The organism is Streptomyces sp. NPDC005566 (assembly GCF_040605575.1).
Taxonomy (GTDB): domain Bacteria; phylum Actinomycetota; class Actinomycetes; order Streptomycetales; family Streptomycetaceae; genus Streptomyces.
In genome coordinates this window covers 142,406-165,889 of the sequence record NZ_JBEXDB010000014.1, presented here as the reverse complement: position 1 = coordinate 165,889, position 23,484 = coordinate 142,406, and the positions used below count along the sequence as shown (strand labels likewise).

24 protein-coding genes and 1 riboswitch are annotated in these 23,484 nt (G+C 69.8%); of the genes, 8 read left to right on the top strand and 16 right to left on the bottom strand.

Features of this window, described 5'->3' with window-relative positions; all coding sequences use genetic code 11:
• From ABZS61_RS22825 to ABZS61_RS22815, 3 genes are all read right to left on the bottom strand, one after another.
• Positions 1 to 1,170, bottom strand: a complete 1,170-nt coding sequence (locus ABZS61_RS22825; RefSeq protein ID WP_356424117.1) for a cysteine desulfurase family protein — start codon at positions 1,168 to 1,170, stop codon at positions 1 to 3.
• Positions 1,171 to 1,313: 143 nt separating this feature from the next.
• The gene (locus ABZS61_RS22820; RefSeq protein WP_356424114.1) at positions 1,314 to 1,664 is read right to left on the bottom strand and encodes a DUF4190 domain-containing protein; all 351 of its coding nucleotides are present in this window, start codon (positions 1,662 to 1,664) and stop codon (positions 1,314 to 1,316) included.
• Between the two features lie 46 nt (positions 1,665 to 1,710).
• Positions 1,711 to 1,866 carry a hypothetical protein gene (locus ABZS61_RS22815; RefSeq protein ID WP_356424111.1) on the bottom strand — a complete coding sequence of 52 codons (156 nt, stop codon included), beginning with the start codon at positions 1,864 to 1,866 and terminating at the stop codon, positions 1,711 to 1,713.
• Between the two features lie 105 nt (positions 1,867 to 1,971).
• On the opposite strand from ABZS61_RS22815, the gene ABZS61_RS22810 reads away from it, so the two are divergent.
• Both ABZS61_RS22810 and ABZS61_RS22805 read left to right on the top strand, forming a co-directional pair.
• Positions 1,972 to 2,595, top strand: a complete 624-nt coding sequence (locus ABZS61_RS22810; protein ID WP_356424108.1) for a TetR family transcriptional regulator — start codon at positions 1,972 to 1,974, stop codon at positions 2,593 to 2,595.
• 10 nt (positions 2,596 to 2,605) lie between these two features.
• Positions 2,606 to 3,430, top strand: coding sequence for an alpha/beta fold hydrolase (locus ABZS61_RS22805; RefSeq protein WP_356424105.1), 825 nt, complete (start codon positions 2,606 to 2,608; stop codon positions 3,428 to 3,430).
• A 46-nt stretch (positions 3,431 to 3,476) separates the two neighbouring features.
• Here the strand turns inward: ABZS61_RS22805 and ABZS61_RS22800 are convergent, their stop codons facing one another.
• The 10 genes from ABZS61_RS22800 to ABZS61_RS22755 form a co-directional block, all read right to left on the bottom strand.
• Positions 3,477 to 4,343, bottom strand: a complete 867-nt coding sequence (locus ABZS61_RS22800; protein ID WP_356424102.1) for a thioesterase family protein — start codon at positions 4,341 to 4,343, stop codon at positions 3,477 to 3,479.
• A gap of 69 nt (positions 4,344 to 4,412) precedes the next feature.
• Positions 4,413 to 5,084, bottom strand: coding sequence for a trimeric intracellular cation channel family protein (locus tag ABZS61_RS22795; RefSeq protein WP_356424099.1), 672 nt, complete (start codon positions 5,082 to 5,084; stop codon positions 4,413 to 4,415).
• Positions 5,085 to 5,130: 46 nt separating this feature from the next.
• The gene (locus ABZS61_RS22790; RefSeq protein ID WP_356424096.1) at positions 5,131 to 6,486 is read right to left on the bottom strand and encodes an oligopeptide/dipeptide ABC transporter ATP-binding protein; all 1,356 of its coding nucleotides are present in this window, start codon (positions 6,484 to 6,486) and stop codon (positions 5,131 to 5,133) included.
• Positions 6,483 to 7,475 carry an ABC transporter ATP-binding protein gene (locus ABZS61_RS22785; RefSeq protein WP_351176703.1) on the bottom strand — a complete coding sequence of 331 codons (993 nt, stop codon included), beginning with the start codon at positions 7,473 to 7,475 and terminating at the stop codon, positions 6,483 to 6,485. Before ABZS61_RS22785 ends, ABZS61_RS22790 begins: the two co-directional genes overlap by 4 nt.
• Before the next feature lie 6 nt (positions 7,476 to 7,481).
• On the bottom strand, positions 7,482 to 8,444 hold the full coding sequence (locus ABZS61_RS22780) for an ABC transporter permease (RefSeq protein ID WP_356424091.1): 963 nt from the start codon (positions 8,442 to 8,444) through the stop codon (positions 7,482 to 7,484).
• Position 8,445: 1 nt separating this feature from the next.
• Positions 8,446 to 9,450: an ABC transporter permease gene (locus ABZS61_RS22775; protein ID WP_356424088.1), complete on the bottom strand. Its 1,005-nt coding sequence runs from the start codon at positions 9,448 to 9,450 to the stop codon at positions 8,446 to 8,448.
• A gap of 85 nt (positions 9,451 to 9,535) precedes the next feature.
• Positions 9,536 to 11,203 (bottom strand): ABC transporter substrate-binding protein, encoded by a 1,668-nt coding sequence (locus tag ABZS61_RS22770; RefSeq protein WP_356424085.1) that lies wholly within the window; start codon positions 11,201 to 11,203, stop codon positions 9,536 to 9,538.
• A gap of 186 nt (positions 11,204 to 11,389) precedes the next feature.
• Positions 11,390 to 12,181 (bottom strand): enhanced serine sensitivity protein SseB C-terminal domain-containing protein, encoded by a 792-nt coding sequence (locus ABZS61_RS22765; protein ID WP_356424082.1) that lies wholly within the window; start codon positions 12,179 to 12,181, stop codon positions 11,390 to 11,392.
• Positions 12,182 to 12,326: 145 nt separating this feature from the next.
• Positions 12,327 to 13,094: an enhanced serine sensitivity protein SseB gene (locus tag ABZS61_RS22760; RefSeq protein ID WP_356424079.1), complete on the bottom strand. Its 768-nt coding sequence runs from the start codon at positions 13,092 to 13,094 to the stop codon at positions 12,327 to 12,329.
• A 142-nt stretch (positions 13,095 to 13,236) separates the two neighbouring features.
• Positions 13,237 to 13,911 (bottom strand): AAA family ATPase, encoded by a 675-nt coding sequence (locus ABZS61_RS22755; protein ID WP_356424076.1) that lies wholly within the window; start codon positions 13,909 to 13,911, stop codon positions 13,237 to 13,239.
• A 187-nt stretch (positions 13,912 to 14,098) separates the two neighbouring features.
• A riboswitch (glycine riboswitch) is annotated at positions 14,099 to 14,196 on the top strand.
• 157 nt (positions 14,197 to 14,353) lie between these two features.
• Here ABZS61_RS22755 and gcvT point away from each other — a divergent pair.
• The 5 genes from gcvT (at position 14,354) to ABZS61_RS22730 (ending at position 20,126) form a co-directional block, all read left to right on the top strand.
• A complete protein-coding gene (gene gcvT, locus ABZS61_RS22750; protein ID WP_356424073.1) occupies positions 14,354 to 15,484 on the top strand; it encodes a glycine cleavage system aminomethyltransferase GcvT in 1,131 nt (376 codons plus the stop codon).
• A gap of 91 nt (positions 15,485 to 15,575) precedes the next feature.
• Entirely contained in the window at positions 15,576 to 15,953 is a 378-nt protein-coding gene (gene gcvH / locus ABZS61_RS22745; RefSeq protein WP_356424070.1) for a glycine cleavage system protein GcvH, read from the top strand.
• Between the two features lie 18 nt (positions 15,954 to 15,971).
• Positions 15,972 to 17,231, top strand: a complete 1,260-nt coding sequence (glyA, locus tag ABZS61_RS22740; RefSeq protein ID WP_356424066.1) for a serine hydroxymethyltransferase — start codon at positions 15,972 to 15,974, stop codon at positions 17,229 to 17,231.
• A gap of 155 nt (positions 17,232 to 17,386) precedes the next feature.
• Positions 17,387 to 18,772, top strand: a complete 1,386-nt coding sequence (locus ABZS61_RS22735) for an L-serine ammonia-lyase (protein WP_356424063.1) — start codon at positions 17,387 to 17,389, stop codon at positions 18,770 to 18,772.
• A 376-nt stretch (positions 18,773 to 19,148) separates the two neighbouring features.
• Positions 19,149 to 20,126 (top strand): terpene synthase family protein, encoded by a 978-nt coding sequence (locus ABZS61_RS22730; protein ID WP_356424060.1) that lies wholly within the window; start codon positions 19,149 to 19,151, stop codon positions 20,124 to 20,126.
• 215 nt (positions 20,127 to 20,341) lie between these two features.
• Here ABZS61_RS22730 and ABZS61_RS22725 read toward each other — a convergent pair whose 3' ends face one another.
• The gene (locus tag ABZS61_RS22725; RefSeq protein ID WP_356424057.1) at positions 20,342 to 20,557 is read right to left on the bottom strand and encodes an EF-hand domain-containing protein; all 216 of its coding nucleotides are present in this window, start codon (positions 20,555 to 20,557) and stop codon (positions 20,342 to 20,344) included.
• Positions 20,558 to 20,649: 92 nt separating this feature from the next.
• Here ABZS61_RS22725 and ABZS61_RS22720 point away from each other — a divergent pair, with 92 nt between their 5' ends.
• Positions 20,650 to 21,288: a GNAT family N-acetyltransferase gene (locus ABZS61_RS22720; RefSeq protein ID WP_356424054.1), complete on the top strand. Its 639-nt coding sequence runs from the start codon at positions 20,650 to 20,652 to the stop codon at positions 21,286 to 21,288.
• Positions 21,289 to 21,308: 20 nt separating this feature from the next.
• Here the strand turns inward: ABZS61_RS22720 and ABZS61_RS22715 are convergent, their stop codons facing one another.
• On the bottom strand, positions 21,309 to 22,496 hold the full coding sequence (locus ABZS61_RS22715) for a YncE family protein (protein ID WP_356424051.1): 1,188 nt from the start codon (positions 22,494 to 22,496) through the stop codon (positions 21,309 to 21,311).
• Positions 22,496 to 23,287 carry a polysaccharide deacetylase family protein gene (locus tag ABZS61_RS22710; protein WP_356424048.1) on the bottom strand — a complete coding sequence of 264 codons (792 nt, stop codon included), beginning with the start codon at positions 23,285 to 23,287 and terminating at the stop codon, positions 22,496 to 22,498. The genes ABZS61_RS22715 and ABZS61_RS22710 overlap by 1 nt, the downstream gene beginning before the upstream one ends.
• Positions 23,288 to 23,484: the final 197 nt, after the last annotated feature.

The window sequence follows — 23,484 nt, the reverse complement described above, 5'->3', positions numbered from 1 at the left end:
CTAGCTGAGCCCTGCCGTCCTGGCCCGTTCCACCGCGGGGCCGATCGCCCGCGCGACGTCCTCGACATCCTGTTTGGCGGAGGTGTGGCCGAGCGAGAAGCGCAGGGTGCCGCGGGCCAGGTCCGGGTCGGTGCCCGTGGCCAGCAGCACGTGACTCGGCTGGGCGATTCCGGCCGTGCACGCGGAGCCGGTGGAGCACTCGATGCCCTGGGCGTCGAGCAGCAGCAGGAGGGAGTCGCCCTCGCAGCCGGGGAAGGTGAAGTGGGCGTTGGCGGGCAGTCGGCCGCCGGGGGCCGGGTCACCGCCGAGTACGGCATCGGGGACGGCCTGCAGGACCGCCGCGGTCAGGTCGTCGCGGAGCGCACCGATCTCGCGGGCGAAGTCCTCACGCCCCTCGGCGGCGAGCCGTCCGGCGACAGCGAAGGCGGCAACGGCGGGCACGTCGAGGGTGCCGGAGCGCACGTGCCGCTCCTGTCCGCCGCCGTGCAGCACGGGCACGGGGGTGTGGTCGCGGCCGAGGAGCAGCGCGCCGACACCGAAGGGGCCGCCGATCTTGTGTGCGCTGACGGTCATCGCGGCCAGCCCCGACCGGGCGAAGTCGACCTCCAGCTGCCCGAAGGCCTGTACCGCGTCGGAGTGCATGGGCACATCGAACTCGCGCGCCACATCGGCCAGTTCCCGTATCGGCATGACGGTGCCGATCTCGTTGTTCGCCCACATGACGGTGATCAGGGCGACGTCGTCGGGGTCGGCGAGGAGCGCCTCACGCAGGGCCTCGGGGTGCACGCGCCCGTACCGGTCGACGGGCAGGTACTCGACGGTGGCGCCCTCGTGCTCGGCGAGCCAGTCGACGGCGTCGATCACGGCGTGGTGTTCCACGGGGCTGGCGAGGACCCTGGTGCGTCGGGGGTCCGCGTCGCGCCGGGACCAGTAGAGGCCCTTCACGGCGAGATTGTCGGCCTCGGTCCCGCCCGAGGTGAAGACCACCTCGCTGGGGCGCGCACCGAGGGCGTCCGCGAGCGTCTCTCTGGACTCCTCGACGGTGCGGCGGGCCCGGCGCCCGGCGGCGTGCAGGGAGGACGCGTTGCCGGTGACGGCGAGGTGCGCGGTCATCGCCGCGATCGCCTCCGGAAGCATCGGAGTGGTCGCTGCGTGGTCGAGGTAGGCCATGGTGGAGACGATTCTACGAGTCCGCGGCGGGGCTCATGCCGGGCGCATGGGGTCACGGCTCCCGCAGCGGTCCTGGAAGGCGTGCGGCCCGCCCCGGCCCGGAGCCCGATCCGGTACCGGGAGAGCTCCCCGGCTCGCCCCGGTCAGCCGCCGAAGTTCCAGGAGACGGTGCCGTTCTCGGTGACCAGGACGGCGAGGACGACCAGGTCGGCGATGCCGAGGCCGAGGCCGAGCAGGGCGCGGCCGCGGCGGGCGGTGGAGCGGGCAAGGGCGATGACCGCCATGACGATGGCGACGGGCCCGAGCAGGATGTTCATCACCAGGAGGCCGAGCAGCCCGAGCACGAACGAGGCGACGGCCAGCCCGTCCGCCTCGCGGGAGGTCTCCCGGGAGGTCGCGCGGACGCCGGGCGTCCGGTCGGCCTGCGGAGCGGCCCCTGCCCCGGCGTCGTTGCGGGTGCGGGTTCGGCGGGCGAGTGCGGTGGTGAGGGTCATGGTGCGTGCTCCTTCGGAGCCGATGGATACGGAGTCGGGTGCCGGGTCAGCGGGTCCGGCGGCCGAGGCGCTCGCGGACTCCGAAGAGCGCCAGCCAGAGGCCGATCAGGGCGCCTGCGGTCAGCGCCAGGGGCACCGGCAGATGCGCGACCGCTCCGAGGACGACCCCCAGCAGGAGGAGGGCGGCGACGAGGACGAACATGTGTGGCCCTTTCTGTGAGCAACTGAGAGTACGACTGTTCACTGACTTTGAGTCTAGACCTCTGACCCCTTCCAAGACTCGGAGAACGGTTGTTTACTGAATGGCATGAGTCACACCGTCGGCATCCGCCAGGCCCAGAAGCTGAAGACACGTCAGGCGCTCCTGGACGCCGCCCTGCGCCTGCTGGAGCACCAGAGCCTGAGCAGCCTGGGCCTGCGCGAGGTGACGCGGGCCGTGGGAGTCGCCCCGACCGCCTTCTACCGCCACTTCGACGACACGGCGGCCCTGGGCGTCGCCCTCGTCGAGGAGACCCTGGGCAGCCTGCACGGCATGATCGGCGCGATCCTCGCCGAGACCGGCGACAGCGAGGAGCGGCTGGACCGCAGCGTCGAACTGATCGCCCGTCATGTGGCCGAACAACCAGCCCACTTCCGCTTCATCGCCCGCGAACAGCACGGCGGCGTGGACCCCGTCCGCGAGGCCATAACCTGCCAGCTGCACCGCTTCGCCGAGGAGGTGGCGGCGGCCCTCGGCACGGAGCCGGAATCGGCGGGCTGGGACCGGGAGGACCTCCTGATGCTGGGCGGGCTGTACGTCGACCACATGGTGCTCACCGCCTCGGCGCTCCTGGACGCGGGCCCCGAGGGCGAGCGGGCGGTCGTCCGGCAGGCGCGACGCCGACTGCGCCTGGTCACGCTGGGCCGGACCCACTGGCTGGACGGCCCATAGGGTCGTCGCCATGAGTGAATGGACTCTCGACCGGACCTTCACCAGTTCATCGGGCGAGGTGCGCTGGGCCGTGCTCGGCCCGGAGCAGGTCGTCCTGGTGCACGGCACGCCCTTCTCCTCGTACGTCTGGCGCGGTATCGCCCGCGCCCTGGCCCAGGACCACCGCGTGTACGTGTGGGACCTGCCTGGCTACGGCGCTTCCGCCCAGTTCGAGGACCAGGACGTGTCCCTGCGCGCCCAGGCCCGGGTCTTCACCGAGCTCCTCGCCCACTGGGGCCTGCCCGAACCGGCCGTGGCAGCCCACGACTTCGGCGGCTGTGTCGCCCTGCGCGCGCACCTCCTGCACGGCGCCCGCTACCGGCGCCTCGCGCTCGTCGACCCGGTGGCGCTGGCCCCGTGGGGTTCACCCGCGTACCGGCTGCTGGGCGGCCACGCCGAGGTCTTCGGGGAGCTGCCGGCCGCCCTGCACCGGGCTCTGGTGACGGAGTACGTGCGTTCCGCCAGCCATCCGGGACTGCATCCCCAGGTGCTCGAACGACTCGTCGCCCCGTGGTGCACCGAGACCGGGCAGCCCGCCTTCTACCGGCAGATCGCGCAGAACGACCAGCGGTTCACCGACGACATCCAGCACCGGTACGACGAGCTGGAGCTGCCCGTACTGATCTGCTGGGGCACCGAGGACACCTGGATCCCGGTCGCCCGCGGGCATGAACTGGCCGCACTCATCCCGGGCGCCGGACTCCGGCTGGTCGCCGGGGCCGGGCACCTCGTCCAGGAGGACGCGCCGGCCGAGCTGACCGCCGCCCTCGCGGGCTTCCTGCGTACACACCCGTGACCACCGCGGCCTCGCGCGGGAGGCCGGCGTTCCGGCCCTCCGCCGCTCAGCCGCGCGGAGCGCGGGCCAGCTGGCGGGACTGCGCCACCAGACGGTCGGCGCTGTCCCAGACCTCCGCGTCCTCCTCCAGGAAACCGCCCGCGAGGTTACGGGTGGTGATGGAGACGCGCAGGGGCCCGGGGGCCGGACGGCAGCGGATGTGGGTGGTGAGCTCGATCGTGGGGGTCCAGCCCTTCAGGCCCAGCTCGAACGAGGTCGGCGGCAGCGCGTCGACGGTGAGCAGCAGCGAGAGCGGGTCCGCGTCGCGGCCGTCCGCGAGTCCGAACCAGCCCCTCATCTCGCCCTTGCCGGACGGTGCGCCGACGGCCCAGCCGATCGTCGCCGGGTCGAGCTTGATGTCGAGCCGCTCGGTGATGGCGGAACTGCCGGGGATCGCCGCCGGGCCGTCGGCAGGGCCGAGGCAGTGCTCCCGCGGCGGGATGGCGGGCAGTTCGGCGGACGTGAGGACGTCGCCGGTCAGGCCGTCCAGGTCACCGTAGGTGGCCAGTACCCGGATGCGCTCGATCTCGCTGCCGTCCTCCGCGTACTGGAAGAGCGAGGCTTCTCCGGTGGAGAGCGTGCGGCCGGTGCGGACCACCTGGGTACGGATGACGGCGGGACCCGGGACGGAGGCCGTGAGGTAGTGCGCGGAGACCGAGAAGGGGTCGGAGTGCGGGAGAGCTTCTCCGAGTGCCCGGCCGAGCATGGCCAGCAGGTAGCCGCCGTTGACCGCGTGGATGATGGTCCATCCCGCGGAGAGCTCGGCGTCGTAGACGCCCTCTTCACGGAGTGTGACGGCGGTGTCGCGGTCGAACTCACTGTCGCCGATGGTTGCCTGCGCTGTGCGCGGCGCCTGCGCTGCTGCCTGTGCCATGCGATGCACGGTACACCGATTGCGTTACTGAGCGGTAGCTTTCTATGACGTTCACATGACGGCCGGACGTCACATGATCGCCGGGGTCTCCTCCGCGGTCGCCGAGCGCCGGTTGTAGGCGCGCGGAGCGCGCCAGTGGAAGCGCATCGCCAGCAGCCGGAGGACGAACGCGGTGATGACCGCGGTGCCGCTGGTCACGGCATTGAGCGCGTCGAAGCGGATGCAGAGCACCACCATGACCGCGCCGACGATCGCGGGCACCGCGTACAGGTCGCGGTCCCAGCGCAGCAGGGACGGCACCTCGTTGGCGAGTACGTCGCGCAGCACACCGCCTCCGACGGCGGTGGCCAGCCCCAGGGCGGCCGAGGCGGTGAGGCCGAGGCCGTAGTCGTAGGCCTTGACCGTGCCGGCGACGCAGAAGAGGCCGAGGCCGGCCGCGTCGAAGACGTTGACGCCGACCTGGATCCGCTCGACGTGCGGGTGGAGGAAGAATACGAGGCCGGCCGCGAGCAGCGGGGTCAGGAAGTAGCCGAGATCCGTGAAGGCCGCGGGCGGGATCGCCCCGATCATCACATCGCGGAAAATCCCTCCGCCCAGCGCTGTCACCTCGGCGAGCACCGCGATGCCGAAGACATCGAAGTTCTTGCGTACGGCGAGCAGGGCGCCCGAGATCGCGAAGACGAAGATCCCGACGAGGTCGAGCGCATGCTGGACGGAGGGAGTGAAAAGTTCGCTGAGCACCGGACAGTTCTACAGCGTCCGGTGCCCACGATGTCGCGCGAGGCCGTCAGGCGGTGCCGGCCTTCCCCTCGGCGCCGGCCTCGGCCGCGGGGACGGCCGCGTCATCCGGCTGGTCCGGGGCATCGGCCGTGTCTGCGGCCTTGTCCTCGGCAACAGCCGTGTCTGCGGCCTTGTCCTCGGGCGCGGATGCCTCCCCGGCGGCCTTCTCCGGTTCGGCACCGACTTCCGCCTCGGCCCCGGCTTCTGCTTCGGCTTCCGCTTCGGCGGGCTGCTCCGCCACCGGCGCCACGGCGACCGAGTCGGCCGGTGCCTTCTGTGCGGGCACCTTCACAGCGGGCACCTCGTCGGCGACCGGCTCCTCGGTGGGCGTCCCCACGACCGCCTCGATACCCGTGGCCCGTGTCAGCCCGATCGTCCCGTCCTCGATCTCGGCCGCGAAGTGGCAGGCCACCTTGTGCCCGTCACCCAGGTCCGTCAGGACCGGACGCTCGAGCGCGCACTTGTCCTGCACCCACGGGCAGCGGGTGTGGAACCGGCAGCCGGCCGGCGGGTTGGCCGGCGAGGGCAGGTCGCCCTGGAGCAGGATCCGCTCCCGCCGGTCCTCGACCTCGGGGTCGGGCACCGGCACCGCGGACATGAGCGCCCGGGTGTACGGGTGCTTCGGGCCGGCGTACAGCGCGTCGCTCGGCGCCTCCTCCACCAGGGAGCCCAGGTACATGACCCCGATGACGTCGGAGATGTGCCGGACGACGGCGAGGTCGTGGGCGATGACGAGGTAGGTGAGACCCAGCGACTGCTGCAGTTCCTCCAGCAGGTTGATGACCTGCGCCTGGATCGACACATCGAGCGCCGAGACCGGCTCGTCGCAGATGATCACGTCGGGTTCGAGCACCAGGGCCCGGGCGATGCCGATGCGCTGGCGCTGGCCGCCGGAGAACTCGTGCGGGTAGCGGGACAGCGAGTTCGCGGGCAGTCCGACCTTGGCGAGGATCGCCTTGATCTTCTCCCGGCGGTCCTCCCGGTCGGTGCCAATCCCGTGGGCCGCCATGCCCTCGGAGAGGATCGACTCGATGTTCTGCCGCGGGTTGAGGCTGCCGAGCGGGTCCTGGAAGACCATCTGGAGCCTGCGGCGGTACCGGCGCATCTCCTCGTCCGGCAGCTTGGCCAGGTCGGTGCCGTCGAAGACGACCTCACCGGAAGTGATGTCCACGAGCCGCAGGACGGCCCGGCCCAGGGTCGTCTTGCCGCAGCCCGACTCGCCCACGAGCCCGTACGTCTGTCCGGCCTCGACGCTCAGCGAGATGCCGTCCACGGCGTACACGTGTCCGACCGTACGGTCGAAGAAGACACCCTTTTTGACGGGGAAGTGGACCTTCACATCGTCGAGTTCGAGCAGGCTCATGCCGAGACCTCCGCCTTGGGCAGGACCGGGTTGACACAGCGCACCTGGTGTCCGGCCGTGCGTGGTTCGGTCAGTTCGGGAGTGCCCGTGAGGCACTCCATCGTGTAGAAATCGCAGCGGGGCGCGAAGGCGCAGCCGTCGGCCCAGGCGATCTTGTCGTTGATCGATCCGCGGATCGGGTGGAGGGGCTCCCCGCGCGGTGCGTCCAGACGCGGGATGGAACCGAGCAGTCCGTGCGCGTACGGGTGCGTGGGTGCGGCGAACAGTTCACGCCGGTCCGCGGACTCCACGGCCCGTCCCGCGTACAGGACATTGACCTCGTCGCAGATGCCGGCGACGACCCCGAGGTCGTGGGTGATCATCAGCAGGGCGGTGCCCTCCTGGTCGACCAGTTCCTTGAGGAGTTCCAGGATCTGGGCCTGGATGGTCACATCGAGCGCGGTGGTCGGCTCGTCGGCGATGAGCAGCCGGGGGGCGCAGGCCACCGCCATGGCGATGAGCGCACGCTGCCGCATACCGCCGGACAACTGGTGCGGGTACTCCTTCAACCGCCGGCGCGGGTCCGGGATACCGACCCGGTCCAGGAGGTGGGCGGCCTCCTTGCGGGCGGCCTCCCCCTTCAGGCCGCGGTGCCGTTGGAGGATCTCGGTCACCTGGATGCCGATGGGGATCACCGGGTTCAGCGAGGACAGCGGGTCCTGGAAGATCATCGCCAGCTGGCTGCCGCGCATGTCGCGGAGCTTGCGCCGGCTGATGGTCAGCAGGTCCTGGCCGTCGAACTCCACGCGCCCTTCGACCTTGACGCCCTTGTCGGGCAGCAGGCCCATCAGGGCGAGCGAGGTCACGGACTTGCCGCAGCCGGACTCGCCCACCAGGCCGACGACCTCGCCCTGGTCCACGGTGAAGGAGACACCGTCGACGGCGACGGAGTCCTTGCGCCCGCGTCCGCCGAAGGTGACGCTGAGCTGGTCAACATTGAGCAGTGCCATGGGAGATCAGCCTCGCAGCTTCGGGTCGAGGGCTTCGCGCATGGCCTCGCCGAGCAGGGTGAAGCCCAGTGCGGTGATGATGATCCCGACGGCCGGATAGGCGGCCATCATCGGCTCGTTGTCGAAGAACCGCTGCGCCTGGGAGAGCATGACGCCCCATTCCGGGATCGCCGGGTCGGGGTTGCCGAGGCCGAGGTAGGACAGCGCCGCGGCTTCGATGATCGCGGTGGCGAGGCTCAGTGTCGCCTGGACGATCACCGGGCTCAGCGAGTTGGGCAGGATCTGCGTGAGGACGATCCGCTTCTTCCGGATGCCGAGCGCCTTGGCCGCCAGTACGTAGTCCGCACCGCCCTGGGCGAGCATCGAGCCACGCAGCAGACGGGCGAAGACGGGGATCTGGACGACGCCGACGGCGATCATCACCGTGGTCAGGGACTGGCCCATGACCGCGGCGACGGAGACCGCGAGCAGCAGCGAGGGCAGCGACAGCATGAGGTCGGTGATGCGCATGATCACGGTGTCGATCCGCTGCCCGACCTTGCCGCCGAGGGTCGCGGCGGCACCGGACAGCACACCGACGGCCGCGCCGATGACCAGGCCGATGAGCATCGAGACCACGCCCACGAGCAGGGTTTGGCGTGCGCCGACGAGCATGCGGGAGAACAGGTCGCGGCCGAGGTGGTCGAGACCGAACCAGTTCTCGCCGCGCATGCCGACGAACTTGCCCTGGTTGGTGAAGACTTCGCCGCGCCAGGTCTGGGCGGTGGGGCTGTAGGGGGCGATCCACGGTCCCACGATCGCCAGCACCACGAACACGCCGATGACGACCGCGCCGATGATGGCCATCTTGCTGCCCTTGAGCCGCCGCAGGGCCTCGCGCCACAGGCTCGCGCCCGTGGTCGACTCGGTCTGTTGGGTCAGTTCGGCGAGCCGGTCGATCTTGTCGGCCCTCTTGGTCAATGTCGTCACGTCAGTGCACCCGCACTCTCGGGTCGATGATGCTGTAGGCGACGTCGACCAGCAGGTTGATGAGGACGTACACCATCGCGATGAAGAGGATGAACCCGACCAGCACCGGGTAGTCGCGGGCGTCGATCGAGGTACGGATGAAGGAGCCGATGCCTCCGAAGGAGAAGACCGACTCGGTCAGCACCGCGCCCGACAGCAGGCTTCCGGTCAGCAGGCCGACGGCGGTGACCACGGGAAGCAGCGCGTTGCGCAGCACGTGACGGCCGCGAACGACCCGCTTCTCCAGGCCCTTGGACTCGGCGGTGCGGATGTAGTCCTCGCCGAGGACCTCCAGGACGCTGGCCCGGGTCATGCGCACGATCACGGCGAGCGGAATGGTCGCGAGGGCGATCGCGGGCAGCACCAGGTGCATGATCGCGTCCCAGGTCGCGTCGAGCTCACCGGTCAGCAGGCCGTCCAGGGTGGCGAATCCCGTGATGTTCGTGGCGTCGAGACCAGTGGAGAGCCGTCCGTAACTCGGGAAGATGTGCAGCTGGACGGCGAGGATGCCCTTGAGTATCAGCGCGAGGAAGAACACGGGGATGCAGATGCCGATCAGCGATCCGGACACCGAGGCGACGTCGAGCCAGCCACCGCGGTGGCGGGCGGCGAGGTAGCCCATCGGGATGCCGATCAGGACCGCGATGACGATCGCGGCGACGCTGAGCTCCACCGTGGCCGGGAAGCGCAGGACGAATTCGTCCCACACCGGCTGACCGGTCTGGGTGGACGTGCCCAGATCCAGTTCGAAGATGCGCTTGAGGAAGCGCCAGTACTGGACGTAGACGGGCTCGTCGAGCCCCAGCACCCGGTTGATGCGCGCCACTTCGGCTTCGGTCGCCCGCTCGCCCAGGATCGCTGAGGCGGGTCCGCCGGGCAGCCGGTTCAGCCACAGGAAGAGCAGAACCGACAGGCCGAGCAGGGTGGGTATGAGCTGTAGCAGTCTTCGTACGACGAGTCGCAGCACCCCGCGTGCCCCTTTCTTACGTGTCGAAAAGTGGGCCCGCCCGGCCACCGGGAAGGGGTGGCCGGGCGGACCCACTGATGTGCGGTTACTTGAAGGAGACCTCGGCGAAGTTCTCCTGCGTCAGCGGGGAGACCTTCGGCGGGTTGACGTTCTTGGCGAACGCGATCGCGGGCGGCGAGGACGAGATCGGGAGACCCGGCAGGTACTCCATGATGGTCTCGTTGGCCTTCTTGTACGCCTCGACGCGACCGGCGGGGTCGACGACCTTCGAAGCGGCGTTCACCGAGTCGAAGACCTTGGCGTCCTTGAAGCCCCACTGCTTGTCGGCGCCGGCGAACCAGGTACCGATGAAGTTGAAGCCGTCGTTGAAGTCACCGGTCCAGCCGAGCATGTGCAGGGCACAGGAACCGGCCTCGGTGGCGTCCAGGTAGTCCGGGGCCCACTTCATGGCCTTCGGGACGACCGTGATGCCGGCCTTCTCGAGGTCGGCCTTCATCAGCTCGAACATGTCCTGCGGGGCAGGCATGTAGGGGCGGGTGACCTCGGTCGGGTAGCAGAACTCGAGCGTGAGCTTGCTCTCTCCGGCGGCCTTCAGCAGCTGCTTCGACTTGTTCGTGTCGAAGGGGTACTGCTTCACCTTGTCCGAGAAGCCGGCGACCGTGTCGGGCATGAACTGCGTGGCGACCTTGCCGCCCTCGGGCAGCTGGGTCTTGACGATGTTCTCGCGGTCGATGGCGTGCGCGATGGCCTGCCGGACCTCGGGCTTCTTCAGCGCCGGGTTCTTCGACTGGGTCATGCCCACGTAAAAGAGGTTGAAGACGTCACGGGTCGGGACCTCGTAGCCCTCGCCCTCCAGCGTCTTGATGTCGGCGGGTGCGACCAGGTCGTAGCCGTCGATGTCACCGGCCTGGAGCGCCTGGCGGCGGCCCTCCTCGGTGTCGATCGTGCGGAAGACCAGGTTCTTCACCTTGGCCTTGGCGCCCCAGTAGTCATCGAAGCGCGCGAGGCTGACTTCCTTGTTGCTCTTGTTCCACTTGGTGATCTTGTACGGGCCGGTACCGGCGACCGTGCCTGCCACCTGGCTGTACTTGGGGTACGTGATCGCGTCGCCCTTGGCGGTCGCGTCCTGCTTCTCGTACTCCTTGAGGGCCTTCGGCGAGTGGATCGCCAGGGCCTGCAGGGAGAAGCCGCCGGGCAGGTTCGCCGAGGGCTCGTTGACCTCGATGACCGCCGTGTTGGCGTCCTTCGCGGTGCAGGACTTGTAGTTCGCCTTCGGCGCCTCGGGGTCCTCGTTCTTCGCGAAGCCGCCCATGATGGACTGCCAGTAGTACGAGACCGCGCTGGACTGGTACGTACCCGCCCAGTTGAACCAGTGGTCGTAGTTCGCGCAGACCGCGGCGGCGTTGAACTCCTCGCCGTCGTGGAACTTCACGTTCTTACGGAGGTTGAACGTCCACACCTTGCCGGCGGGGTCGCTCTCCCACGTCTCGGCGAGTCCGCCGACGAGCTTGCTTCCGCCGGGCTCGTGCTCGAGCAGGGCCTCGAAGGCCTGACGGGTGACCCGGAAGGTCTCACCGTCGCTGGCCAGCGCCGGGTCCAGGGACCCGGGGTCGCCCGCACCTGCGAAGACGAAGGTGTCCTTCGCTCCGTCCTTGGCATCGTTGTCCCGCTCGCTGGAGCAGCCCGTGGCGATCAGGCCGACGGCTACAGCCGCCGTGATCGCCCGAACAGTTCGGGACTTGAATATTCGCATGTGGGTCCACCCCAGGTCAGCAGTGTGTGGAGAGGTATTGATTCGCCCGAACACTACATTCGCGAAGCAGCGCGGAGAACAGTCCGCATAGCGGTGATACCTACCTGAGACCCGGACACTCAACAAACCGACCAGATACGGGACATCCTGCCCGCGCTAGTTAACCCGTTCGCAATCGGGGCGGGTTCAGCGCAGCTGCGAGGGCGGGTAGCCATACCCCGGCGCGGCGGCGGGCGGCGGGCCCGCCGGGGCGTGCGCCTCGCGGTCGTAGAACGGACGGGAGTTGGCGCGCAGCCACATGGCGACGGGGTCGTACTCGTCGGACATGGACACCGTCGAGACGGGCAGGCCGTCGGGGACCACGCCGATCGACTGCTGCATCATCGCGCGGACCGCGTCGACGGAGGGCCGGCCCGTGTCGTAGAGGTCGAGCCCGATCGCGAGGTACGGGGCGCCCAGCGCGGGCTGCACCCAGGCACGACGCAGCGCGCGGACGGCGGGGGTGCGGTGGGCATTGTGCGACAAAAGGGCGTAGAACTGCGGGATCTCGATGGCGGGTTCGGAGAGCTGCAGCGGCCCTGCGGGCATCCGGTCGAGGCCTGTCGCGATGCGGCGCAGGTCCAGCCAGGGGATGCCGACGCCGCCGCCGGGGGCATGCGGGTTGAGCCAGATGCCCCAGCGGTCGGGGAAGAGGGACCGGGCGATGTCGCGGCCGGTGACCAGCTCGTGGGACCTGTTCCAGCCACTGGCCGAGAGCTCCTGGGCGGAGGTCACGCAGGGGGCGTAGCCCAGGCCGTCGATCTCCATGTTGCCGTACTGGGCGTCGGGCGAGCCCGCCGTGCCGTGCCAGAGCAGCATCCAGACCCGGCCGTCGGTGAGGGCCCGCAGAAGCGCCTCGTAGGCGTCGGGGCGCCCGGGGGTCACTTGCCGCAGCATGTGCTCGACCTGCCCGGCCTCCGCGGTGCCTGACGCACTCACCCTGGGTCCCGCCCCTCTTCGTTCCGCTGCCCCGTCGTGCCGCGGTGCTGTTGTCCCGCTCCCGGGCACAGCGGGTGCGGCCTCGCCATCAAACCAGCTTATGCGCCGCCCCTGACACCGGCTTGACGCCACGGGCGAACCTGACTCAGTACCCCTCGCGCCGGTAGAACGGCCGTACCTTCTCCAGCATCCAGTCACCCACGGGGTCCTGGGCCACGTCGAGGAGGACCAGATTGACCCGCCACTGCAGCTGGACCCGGCCCAGCGCACGGCCCAGCGCCTCCATCGGGGCGCTCTGTCCCGCGCCGTCCCAGGTGGCGAACTCGACGCCGACGAAGAGGACGGGGTCGTCGCCCTCGATGCTGGCCAGCGCCCTGCGCGCCGTACTCACGACACCGATGCCCTGGAATTCACCGGCCACCGCGGCCAGGAAATCGACGGGGTCCTCCTTCCAGTCCGGCTCATAGAGCCGCACCCGCCCGCCGGAGGGCCCGTCCAGTGCGGTGCGCCCGGCCCGGCAGAGTTCGGCGACGGCCGGCGGCGGCAGCGGCACACCGACCGCCCCGCCGGGATTGACGGCGATGCCGAGCTGCGGGGGCAGTCCGCGGGCGAATTCGCGGGCGGGCGCGACGGTGAACGAGAGATGGGCGCCGACGCAGTACAGGAACTGGGCCTCGGAGCTGAACACCGGTACGTACGCGGCGCCGTCGATGTCGACCGTCGGCAGGTCGAGGTCGGGGCTGTCGGGTCCGCCGCCGTTCGGCAGGGGCACCCACACGCGGCTGCGGCCGAGTACCTCGACCAGGCGGCCGCCGGCCCCGGGCACGCCGAGGGAGGCGCTGAGCACTTCCTCGAGCTCGTTGGCCGGCCATCCGTGCTGCGGATGGACGGGGGCCTGGGCCGGAATGTCCACGGTGTCTGTGTCCCTTTCTCGCCGTGCTGTGCGGCAGAAACCATAGTCCGAGCCGCGCCCGGACGGCAGTGACACGGGAAACAGCGCAGGCCGGGGCGACCGGACCGTCCAGATTCCGGACGGCCGGACGGATCTCGACGGTCTATGCGTTTGCGAACGAAATCCGTTCGATCGCGGTGGCGGCCTCCCGGTCGAGCAGGACCGCGGACGCGCAACCGGGCGGCAGCAGTCCGCTCTCCGTGTCGCGCAGCAGCCGTCCGACCGCACCGCGGTGCCGGGCGAAGGCGTATCCGGAGACACCCCGTCCGCGCTCCCGCTGGCCCGCCCTGGCCACATGAGGGGTGACGTCGAGCAGGACGAGGTGCAGCGTGCGGCTCCGGCGCCCGGCCTCGCGGGCCAGCCAGCGCCGCACCCAGGCCTGGGTTCCGCAGTCGTGCACGACGACGGACCCTCCCGAGCGCAGCGCCCGCCACAGCCCGAGGTAGTGCGCGGCACGGACCAGGGGACGGTAGAGGGCGTACGGGAGTAAGGCGGGCAGGGAGCCCGCCCAGCGGTCCCTGGTGTCCTGGGAGTCGATGGCGTGCTCCCGCACCGCGCGCCGGATCAACGTCGACTTCCCGCTGCCGGGCAGTCCGGAGACCACCACCACATCGCCCGCCACGAAGTCCAGGCTGCGCGGGCCGAGCCCGTTCCTGCCCCGCAGATCACGCACCACCGGAGCGTGCGTGCCCCGGAGCCCCCGAGCGCGGGCACCCTGCTGCGCGGGCATCGCTCCGCGCGCTGCCCCTGCGGTCGTCGCGTACGGCTGCAACGTCATCGCCCTCCCCCTGCCGAGTCGCCACACCTGGCCTGCCCAAGAAGTGTAAAGAAAAGGTAATACGGGACAACCGGTTCCGGTCGCACATGTCGGCGCCCGAGCGTCCCCGGCTGCCTGCGCGGATCCGGTCGCCCCACTCTGGCGCAATGCGTGCGATGATGACCCCGCCAACTGCATACCGGCCGTTTGAATCCGCGCGGGAGAGTCCCGGTCACTGTGTGCACCGGGCGCCGAAGGAGCAAGTTCCTCCCTTGAATCTCTCAGGCCCCGTACCGCGTGGATGAGGCAGATCTGAAAAGCGGGCCGCTCGCGCGGCTCCACCCAAGGTGCAAGCCGACCCCCGCAGGGGCTGACCCTTTCAGGGGCTCTCGGCGAACCTCTCAGGTTCCGATGACAGATGGGGAGGGAACGTCCTCTGTCGCCATGCCCTGGAGCCATGCCCATGAGCACTGCCCCCGCCTCCCGTCTCACCGCCCTCGATGCGCTGCACCGTTCCCTGGGCGCGACCATGACCGATTTCGCCGGCTGGGACATGCCCCTGCGGTACGCCAGTGAGCGCGACGAGCACAACGCCGTGCGCACCCGGGCCGGACTCTTCGACCTGTCGCACATGGGCGAGATCACCGTCACCGGACCGCAGGCCGCGGCCTTCCTGAACTTCGCACTCGTGGGCAACATCGCCACCATCGGCGTGGGCCGGGCCCGCTACACGATGATCGTCGCCGAGGACGGCGGGATCCTGGACGACCTGATCGTCTACCGCCTGGGTGAGACCGAGGCCCCCGAGTATCTGGTCGTCGCCAACGCGGGCAACGCACAGCTCGTACTCGACACGCTCACGGGGCGCGCCGGGGACTTCGACACCGAGGTGCGCGACGACCGCGACGCCTACGCGCTGCTCGCCGTCCAGGGCCCCGAGTCGCCCGCCATCCTGAAGTCGGTCACGGACGCCGACCTGGACGGGCTGAAGTACTACGCGGGCCTGCCCGGCACCGTCGCCGGTGTTCCCGCACTCATCGCCCGTACCGGCTACACCGGCGAGGACGGCTTCGAGCTCTTCGTGGCTCCCGAGCACGCCGAGCAGCTGTGGAAGGCGCTCACCGAGGCGGGCGCCCCGCACGGCCTGATCCCGTGCGGTCTCTCCTGCCGCGACACGCTGCGCCTGGAGGCGGGCATGCCGCTGTACGGGCACGAGCTGACGACCGCGCTGACCCCGTTCGACGCGGGCCTGGGCCGGGTCGTGAAGTTCGAGAAGGAGGGCGACTTCGTCGGCCGCGAGGCGCTGCTGGCCGCCGCCGAGCGTGCCGAGACCGCCCCGCCCCGCAAGCTCGTCGGCCTGGTGGCCGAGGGCCGCAGGGTGCCGCGCGCCGGCTTCCAGGTCGTCGCCGACGGCAAGGTCGTCGGCGAGGTCACGTCCGGCGCACCGTCGCCGACGCTGGGCAAGCCGATCGCCATGGCGTACGTGGACGCGGCGCACGCCGCGCCCGGCACCGAGGGCGTCGGCGTAGACATCCGGGGCACCCATGAGGCGTACGAGGTCGTCGCCCTGCCCTTCTACAAGCGTCAGAAGTGACGACGGGGCGTCCCGCACGTGACGTAGTCCCGTCTCACACCGTAAGACCACCGTTCATCAGCACTCCCCCGCGTACAGGAGAATTCAGGTCATGAGCAACCCCCAGCAGCTGCGGTACAGCAAGGAGCACGAGTGGCTGTCGGCCCTCGAGGACGGTGTGGCCACGGTCGGTATCACCGAGTTCGCGGCCAACGCGCTCGGCGACGTCGTCTACGCCCAGCTCCCGGCGGTCGGTGACACGGTGACCGCGGGCGAGACCTGCGGTGAGCTGGAGTCGACCAAGTCGGTCAGCGACCTGTACTCGCCGGTGACCGGTGAGGTCACCGAGGCCAACCAGGACGTCGTGGACGACCCGGCGCTGGTGAACTCCGCCCCCTTCGAGGGCGGCTGGCTGTTCAAGGTGCGCGTCGCGGAGGAGCCGAAGGACCTGCTCTCCGCCGACGAGTACTCCGAGTTCTCCGGCAACTGAGACCCAAGGGACCCCCTGATGTCGCTTCTCAACTCCTCCCTCCACGAGCTGGACCCGGACGTCGCCGCCGCTGTCGACGCCGAGCTCCACCGCCAGCAGTCCACCCTCGAGATGATCGCTTCGGAGAACTTCGCTCCGGTCGCGGTCATGGAGGCGCAGGGCTCTGTCCTCACCAACAAGTACGCCGAGGGCTACCCCGGCCGTCGTTACTACGGCGGCTGCGAGCACGTCGACGTGGTCGAGCAGATCGCGATCGACCGGATCAAGGCGCTCTTCGGCGCCGAGGCCGCGAACGTCCAGCCGCACTCCGGTGCGCAGGCGAACGCCGCCGCGATGTTCGCGCTGCTGAAGCCGGGCGACACCATCATGGGCCTGAACCTGGCCCACGGCGGTCACCTGACCCACGGCATGAAGATCAACTTCTCCGGCAAGCTCTACAATGTGGTCCCGTACCACGTCGACGAGACCGGCGTCGTGGACATGGCCGAGGTCGAGCGCCTCGCCAAGGAGTCCAAGCCGAAGCTGATCGTGGCCGGCTGGTCCGCGTACCCCCGTCAGCTCGACTTCGCCGCGTTCCGCCGCATCGCGGACGAGGTCGGCGCGTACCTGATGGTCGACATGGCCCACTTCGCGGGCCTGGTGGCCGCGGGCCTGCACCCCAACCCGGTGCCGCACGCCCATGTCGTCACGACCACCACGCACAAGACCCTCGGCGGTCCGCGCGGTGGCGTCATCCTGTCGACGCAGGAGCTCGCCAAGAAGATCAACTCGGCGGTCTTCCCCGGTCAGCAGGGCGGCCCGCTGGAGCACGTGATCGCAGCCAAGGCGGTCTCCTTCAAGGTGGCCGCGACCGAGGAGTTCAAGGAGCGCCAGCAGCGCACCCTGGACGGCGCCCGCATCCTCGCCGAGCGTCTGGTGCAGCCGGACGTCACCGAGGTCGGCGTCTCCGTCCTCACCGGCGGCACGGACGTGCACCTGGTCCTGGTGGACCTGCGCAACTCCGAGCTGGACGGCCAGCAGGCCGAGGACCGCCTCCACGAGGTCGGCATCACGGTCAACCGGAACGCCGTTCCGAACGACCCGCGCCCCCCGATGGTCACCTCGGGTCTGCGGATCGGTACGCCCGCGCTGGCGACCCGCGGTTTCCAGGCCGAGGACTTCACCGAGGTCGCGGAGATCATCGCCTCCGCGCTGAAGCCGGCCTACGACGCCGACGACCTGAAGGCCCGCGTGATCGCGCTGGCCGAGAAGTTCCCGCTGTACCCCGGCCTCAAGTAGGTCACCCGCAGTTTGCACGTCGGGTGGGGGCACCGCGCACACTGAACAGTGAGCACGGTGCCCCCACCCTTGTCCCCGCGCTCTTCGGGCCCACCGGCCCGGCCCGCACCACCCGGCAGACAACGGCGTCTACCAGCCCCCTTAGGAGTCATCCCGTGGCCATCTCGGTCTTCGACCTCTTCTCGGTCGGCATCGGCCCGTCCAGCTCCCACACGGTCGGCCCGATGCGCGCGGCGCGCATGTTCGCCCGCCGCCTCAAGAACGAGGGCCTGCTGGCCCACACCGCATCGATACGGGCGGAGCTGTACGGCTCGCTCGGCGCGACCGGCCACGGCCACGGCACCCCCAAGGCCGTCCTGCTCGGCCTGGAGGGCGAGTCCCCCCGTACCGTCGACGTCGAGGGCGCCGACAGCCGGGTCGAGGAGATCCGCACCACGGGGCGCATCAACCTCCTCGGCATGCACGAGATCCCCTTCGACACCGACGAGCAGCTGGTCCTGCACCGGCGCAAGGCGCTGCCGTACCACGCCAACGGGATGACGATCTTCGCGTACGACCACGAGGGCGCCCTCCTCCTGGAGAAGACCTACTACTCGGTCGGCGGCGGCTTCGTCGTCGACGAGGACGCGGTCGCCGGCGAGAACCCGATCGTCCCGGACGACACCGTCCTCAAGCACCCCTTCCGCACCGGTGACGAGCTGCTGCGCCTCGCCCGCGAAACGGGCCTGTCCATCTCCTCCCTCATGCTGGAGAACGAGAAGGCCTGGCGCACCGAGGACGAGATCCGCACCGGCCTCCTGGAGATCTGGCGCGTCATGCAGGCCTGCGTCTCGCGCGGCATGGCCACCGAGGGCATCCTGCCGGGCGGCCTGAAGGTCCGCCGCCGTGCCGCGAACTCGGCCCGCCAGCTGCGCGCCGAGGGCGACCCGCAGGCGCACGCGATGGAGTGGATCACCCTCTACGCGATGGCCGTCAACGAGGAGAACGCCGCGGGCGGCCGCGTCGTCACCGCCCCGACCAACGGTGCCGCGGGCATCATCCCCGCAGTCCTGCACTACTACATGAACTTCGCCGCGGGCGGCTGCACCGAGGCCGAGAAGGACGACAGCGTCGTCCGCTTCCTCCTGGCCGCCGGAGCCATCGGCATGCTCTTCAAGGAGAACGCCTCCATCTCCGGCGCCGAGGTCGGCTGCCAGGGCGAGGTCGGATCCGCCTGCTCGATGGCCGCGGGCGCCCTCGCCGAGGTCCTCGGCGGCTCCGCCGAGCAGGTGGAGAACGCCGCCGAGATCGGTATGGAGCACAACCTGGGCCTGACCTGCGACCCGGTGGGCGGCCTCGTGCAGATCCCGTGCATCGAGCGCAACGGCATGGCGGCCGTGAAGGCCGTCACGGCGGCCAGGATGGCGCTGCGCGGCGACGGCAGCCACAAGGTCTCCCTCGACAAGGTCATCAAGACCATGAAGGAGACGGGCGCGGACATGAGCGTGAAGTACAAGGAGACGGCGCGGGGCGGGCTCGCGGTGAACATCATCGAGTGCTGACCCGGCACCCGACACCAGAAACCCCTAAATGCTCATAGATGAGCAGCCGTTCGCCGCGATCATGCAGTTTCGGTCACAAGTGGCTTCCCTCTGTCGTCCACAAGGGGTTCACTTGACGTGACGCATGGTGACGCGGTCGCCCCACCGGCTCGCGGATCCGGCTCCGATGTCCAGGCCCCTGGCAGAGGAAGGAGGACCGCGATGGGCGCCTCACCTCGTACGGTGACCCTCTGCCCAGAGCTGGTCGGTGCGCAGTGTTCGCTCAGGCGGGCCGGCACCTGCACATCGCGCCGATGAAATCCCCGCTCCCATCCTTCATTCGCAGCATTCTCGACGAGGGGCACCAATGAGCCAGATTGTTTTACCGGTGTTTCATATGCCGTTCCAGAGCGCAGGGTGCAACCCAGGTGTGGAGGAAACCAAGAAGGCCGCCTGGGAATGGGCGGATGCGAACGGCCTCGCCCTGACTCCGGTCGCCCGCAAGAAGATGCTCCGCACCCGCCCCGAACTCTGGATATCCCTGATATTCCCTGAGGCCTCGCAGAAGCATCTCGATCTCTTCTGCCAGTGGCTCTTCTGGGCGTTCCTGGTCGACGACGAGTTCGACGACGGTCCGGCCGGACGCGACCCGCACATGTGCGAGGAGGCGATCGCCCGCCTGGTGGACGTCCTGGACGGCGCCGAACCGCACGGCCCCATGGAGCGCGCACTGCACGGCCTGCGCGAGCGGACCTGCCTGGGCAGGTCACCCGTCTGGATCCGGCAGTTCCGCCGCGACACCGTCTCCTGGCTGTGGACCTACTACGCGGAGGCCGTCGAACGCGCCGCCGGACAGGTGCCGAGCCGGGCCGACTTCGTGAAGCACCGCCGCGACTCCGTGGCGATGCAGCCCTTCCTGGACCTCCATGAGATCACCGCGCGAATCGATCTCCCGGAGTCGGCCCGCAGCCTTCCCGCGTACATCGCCCTGCGGAACGCGGTGACCGACCACTCAGGTCTGTGCAATGACATCTGCTCGTTCGAGAAGGAAGCAGTTCTCGGTTACGAGCACAATGCCGTCCGCCTCATTCAGCGGGACCGCAGGTCCACTCTCCAGGAGGCTGTGGACGAGGCCGGAATTCAACTGGCACGCATCGCCGAACGAGTTCTGCGGGCCGAAAAGGAACTGGCCGAGGAAATAGAGGCCGCCGGTATCGACGGGCAGACGCGTGCGGCACTGGAGCGCTGTGCGCGGGACTATCGCGGTCTGGTCCGCGGTGACTTCGACTACCACGCGCGCGCGGAGCGTTATACGCGTCCTGATCTGGTCGAGGTCGACCGGCGCGAGACGCTGTCCCAGTACTTCGCCGCCTGAGGGCGCACGCGCCACGACAGGGCCCGAGTGATCCCGGCAGCGGGTGCCTCGGGCCCTGTCGGCCGTGATCGGGACGGGTTCCGCCATGCCGGAACGGGACGCGGTCGAGCGGCGACGATCACCGGACTGCCGTTCGCACCGGTGACAATCGGCCAGATCCGTCCGGCTCCGCGGACGAGCCGGCCCCCGCGCCACCGGCCGGGGGCCCACCGCACTCAGCCCTTGTTCTGAACGGCCCAGAACTCCTCGAACGTGAGCTGCCCGTCACCGTTCGCGTCATGCGCGTTGATGATCGCCTGCGCCACCGTCTCGGTGACGAACGGGTCGCCGAGCTGCGCCATCGCGCTCTTGTACTCGACCGCCGTGATCAGGCCGTCGCCGTTCTGGTCGAACTGCTCGAATGCCTTGCGCGCCGACTCGATGTCCGCCACTGTCCCGCCCCTTCGTAAAGCGTTGCTGACGTGCTCAGATTATCGGGCGGATTTCCGGCACGGTGCGGCGGCCGGTCGGTGATCATGGAGGCATGGCCGACACACTTGCCCAGATCCTCACGGCGGCGGCGCACGGGGCGTTTCCCGCGCCGGACGGCACCACCACCCTCGTGGCACAGCCGAGCGTCCGCGACGCCGGCGTGCTCGCGCTGACCGCGCACTCGGTGGTGTTCACCGACGAGGACCCGCAGTGGATACGTTCCACGCTCGCCGCCACCCCTTCCGACGCACTGGGCGCCACCATGAACCCGCACTTCCTGTGCGCGCTGATGACCCGCACCGGACGCCGGACGAACACCATCGATCTGCTGACGGTCGCCGACGCACTGCCGGGCGGCCCGGACCTGCCCCTGCGGGAGATCCGGGACCCCGACCACCCCCGGGTGGCACGGGCGATGGAGTACCGCGACGAGGTTCGCGTCTGGGCTACGGACGGCGGTGTGGTGCTGCTGGGCCGAGGGGTCGCCGGGCGCTGGGAGACCGCGATCGAGGTGGACGAGGCGGCACGCGGCCGTGGGCTCGGGGCGCGACTGGCGCGGGCGGCCCGGCAGCTGGTGCCGGACCCGTTCGTGTGGTCGCAGCAGTCGCCGGGCAACGCGCGCAGCGTGAGGTCGTTCCAGGCGGCGGGGTTCCGGCCGGTGGGCTCGGAGGCGCTGCTGATCCCCGGGTAGTACCGGGGCGGACGGCGCGGTCAGCGGAAGACGCCGGTGTGGCCGAGCGAGTAGCGGCCCGGCTGCGGGTAGACGGCCAGCCCGTGCGGCCCGCTGCCGACCGGGATCCTGGCCAGCTGCTTGCCGCTGGTGGTGTCGATCGCGTAGACCTCGGCGTCATAACGCCCGGACAGCCAGAGCACCTTGCCGTCCGCCGATACGCCGCCCATGTCCGGGCTGCCGCCGTCGGGCAGTTGCCACTTCTTGGTGAGCTCCTTCTTCCCGAAGTCGAAGACGGAGACGGAACCCTCGCCCCGGTTGGAGATGTACATCTCCTTGGAGTCCCGGCTGACGTAGAGCCCGTGGCAGCCCTTGCCGGTGGGCAGCAGCTTCGGGGTGGTGAACTTCTTCCCGTCGAGCACCCACATGCCGTGCGCCATCATGTCGGCGATGTAGAAGGTCGATCCGTCCGGGGAGATCTTCACGTCCTGCGGCATGGCGCCCTGCATCGGCAGCTTCTGCTGTCCGACGACCTCCATCTTCTCCGTGTCGACCTTGAGGAGTTCGCCGGAGAACTCGCAGGAGACGATGAAGTACCGCCCGTCCGCCGAGAAGTCCGCGTGGTTGACGCCCGAGCAGCTCACCGGGACGGTCTTGGCCCGGTCCATGGTCTTCGGGTCACGGAAGACCAGTTCACGGTCGAGCGAGGCCATGACGACGGCGTACTTGCCGTTCGGGGTGAAGTAGAGGTTGTACGGGTCGGAGACCTCGAGCGTACGGCCGGTCTTCCCGGTGGCCGGGTCGATGGCGGTGAGGCTGTCGCCCACGTCGTTGTTGACCCAGAGCGTCTTCAGGTCCCAGGAGGGGACGACGTGCTGGGGCTGCCGGCCGACGGGGATGGTCTCGATGACCTTGTACGTCGCGGGGTCGATCACCGACACCGTGTCGGAGTTGGTGTTGGGGACGTACACCCGGGACGGGAAGCCCTTGACGGCCGGTGAGAGCTTTCCCGCGCGGTCTGCGGCGTAGACGTCCTTGGGGTCGAGCACGGGCGGCATCCCCGGCAGTCCGGGCGGAGTCGCGGCCCGCGCCGGCTTGACCGGAGGTGCGGCGGCCTCGGTGCGGGAGGACCTGGCCCGGTCTCCGGGCGTCCCGCAGGCGGCGAGCGCTGCGACGAGCACGCCCCCGAGGAGGACCGTGGCGGTGGTGGTGCGCAGGGAGGGAAGCATCAGGTCAGCAGCTCCGTCGTGGTCACCGCGCGCAGTTGGCGCCGGTCGATTTCGGTGAGGAGGAGAGGCAGTGCGGCGACGGTGTCCCGGTAGCCGAAGTGCAGGCTCACCACGGATCCGTTGCGGAGTTCGCCTGCGACCTTGCGGGTGACTGCGGCGACGCCCGGTGAGGTGAAGTCGAGCGAGTCCACGTCGTAGGCGAGGACGTGTGCGTAGCCGGCCCGGCGGGCGAGGTCCTGGACGAGTGGGGTGGCGTACCGGGCGCGCGACGGGCGGAACCAGGTGCCGATGGAGCCGGTGAGGCGGCGCAGCCGCTGGGCGCAGCCGGTGATCTCGGCGTACGCCTGTGCCTCGTCCATCGCGTTGATGTCGAGGTGGCGCTGGGTGTGGTTGCCGAGGTCGTGGCCGCCGTCGAGAATCCGGCGGGCCATCTCGGGGTGTTCGTCGAGCCAGCTTCCGACGGCCAGGACGGTGAGCCGGGCTCCGGCCCGTTCGGCTTCGGCGAGGACGGTGCGCGCGAGGACGGGGTCGCCGTGGCCGTGGAAGGTGAGGGCGACACGGTTCCGGTCGCGGGGGCCGTGCTCGATCTGGACCGGCCGGCCGGGAAACCGGTGCGGGGCGGGAGCCGGGGGGGCGGCGCCGCGGGACTGCTGGGGCTCGTGGCCCGTCTGCGGGGCGTGGGTGGTGGTGTCGTCCCGTGCGCAGCCTGCGGTGGCGGCGCCTGCCAGGAGGGTGCCCGCTGTCGCGCGCAGGGCGGTGCGGCGGGGAACCGGTGTCCTGCGACCGTTCATGGCCGTCCACCTCGCGGGTTTCGGTTCGGGTGCTGATTCCCCGAGACCCGAGACACAGTAGGGCGAGATGGGCGGAATATGATGATTGACGCTTTTCGGAGATGATCAATGAATCACTCGCCGAAACTCATATCCATGCAAAGAAAGCCAGGCCGGTGACTCATCACACCTGTGATTCAGAAGCTTAATATGACTAT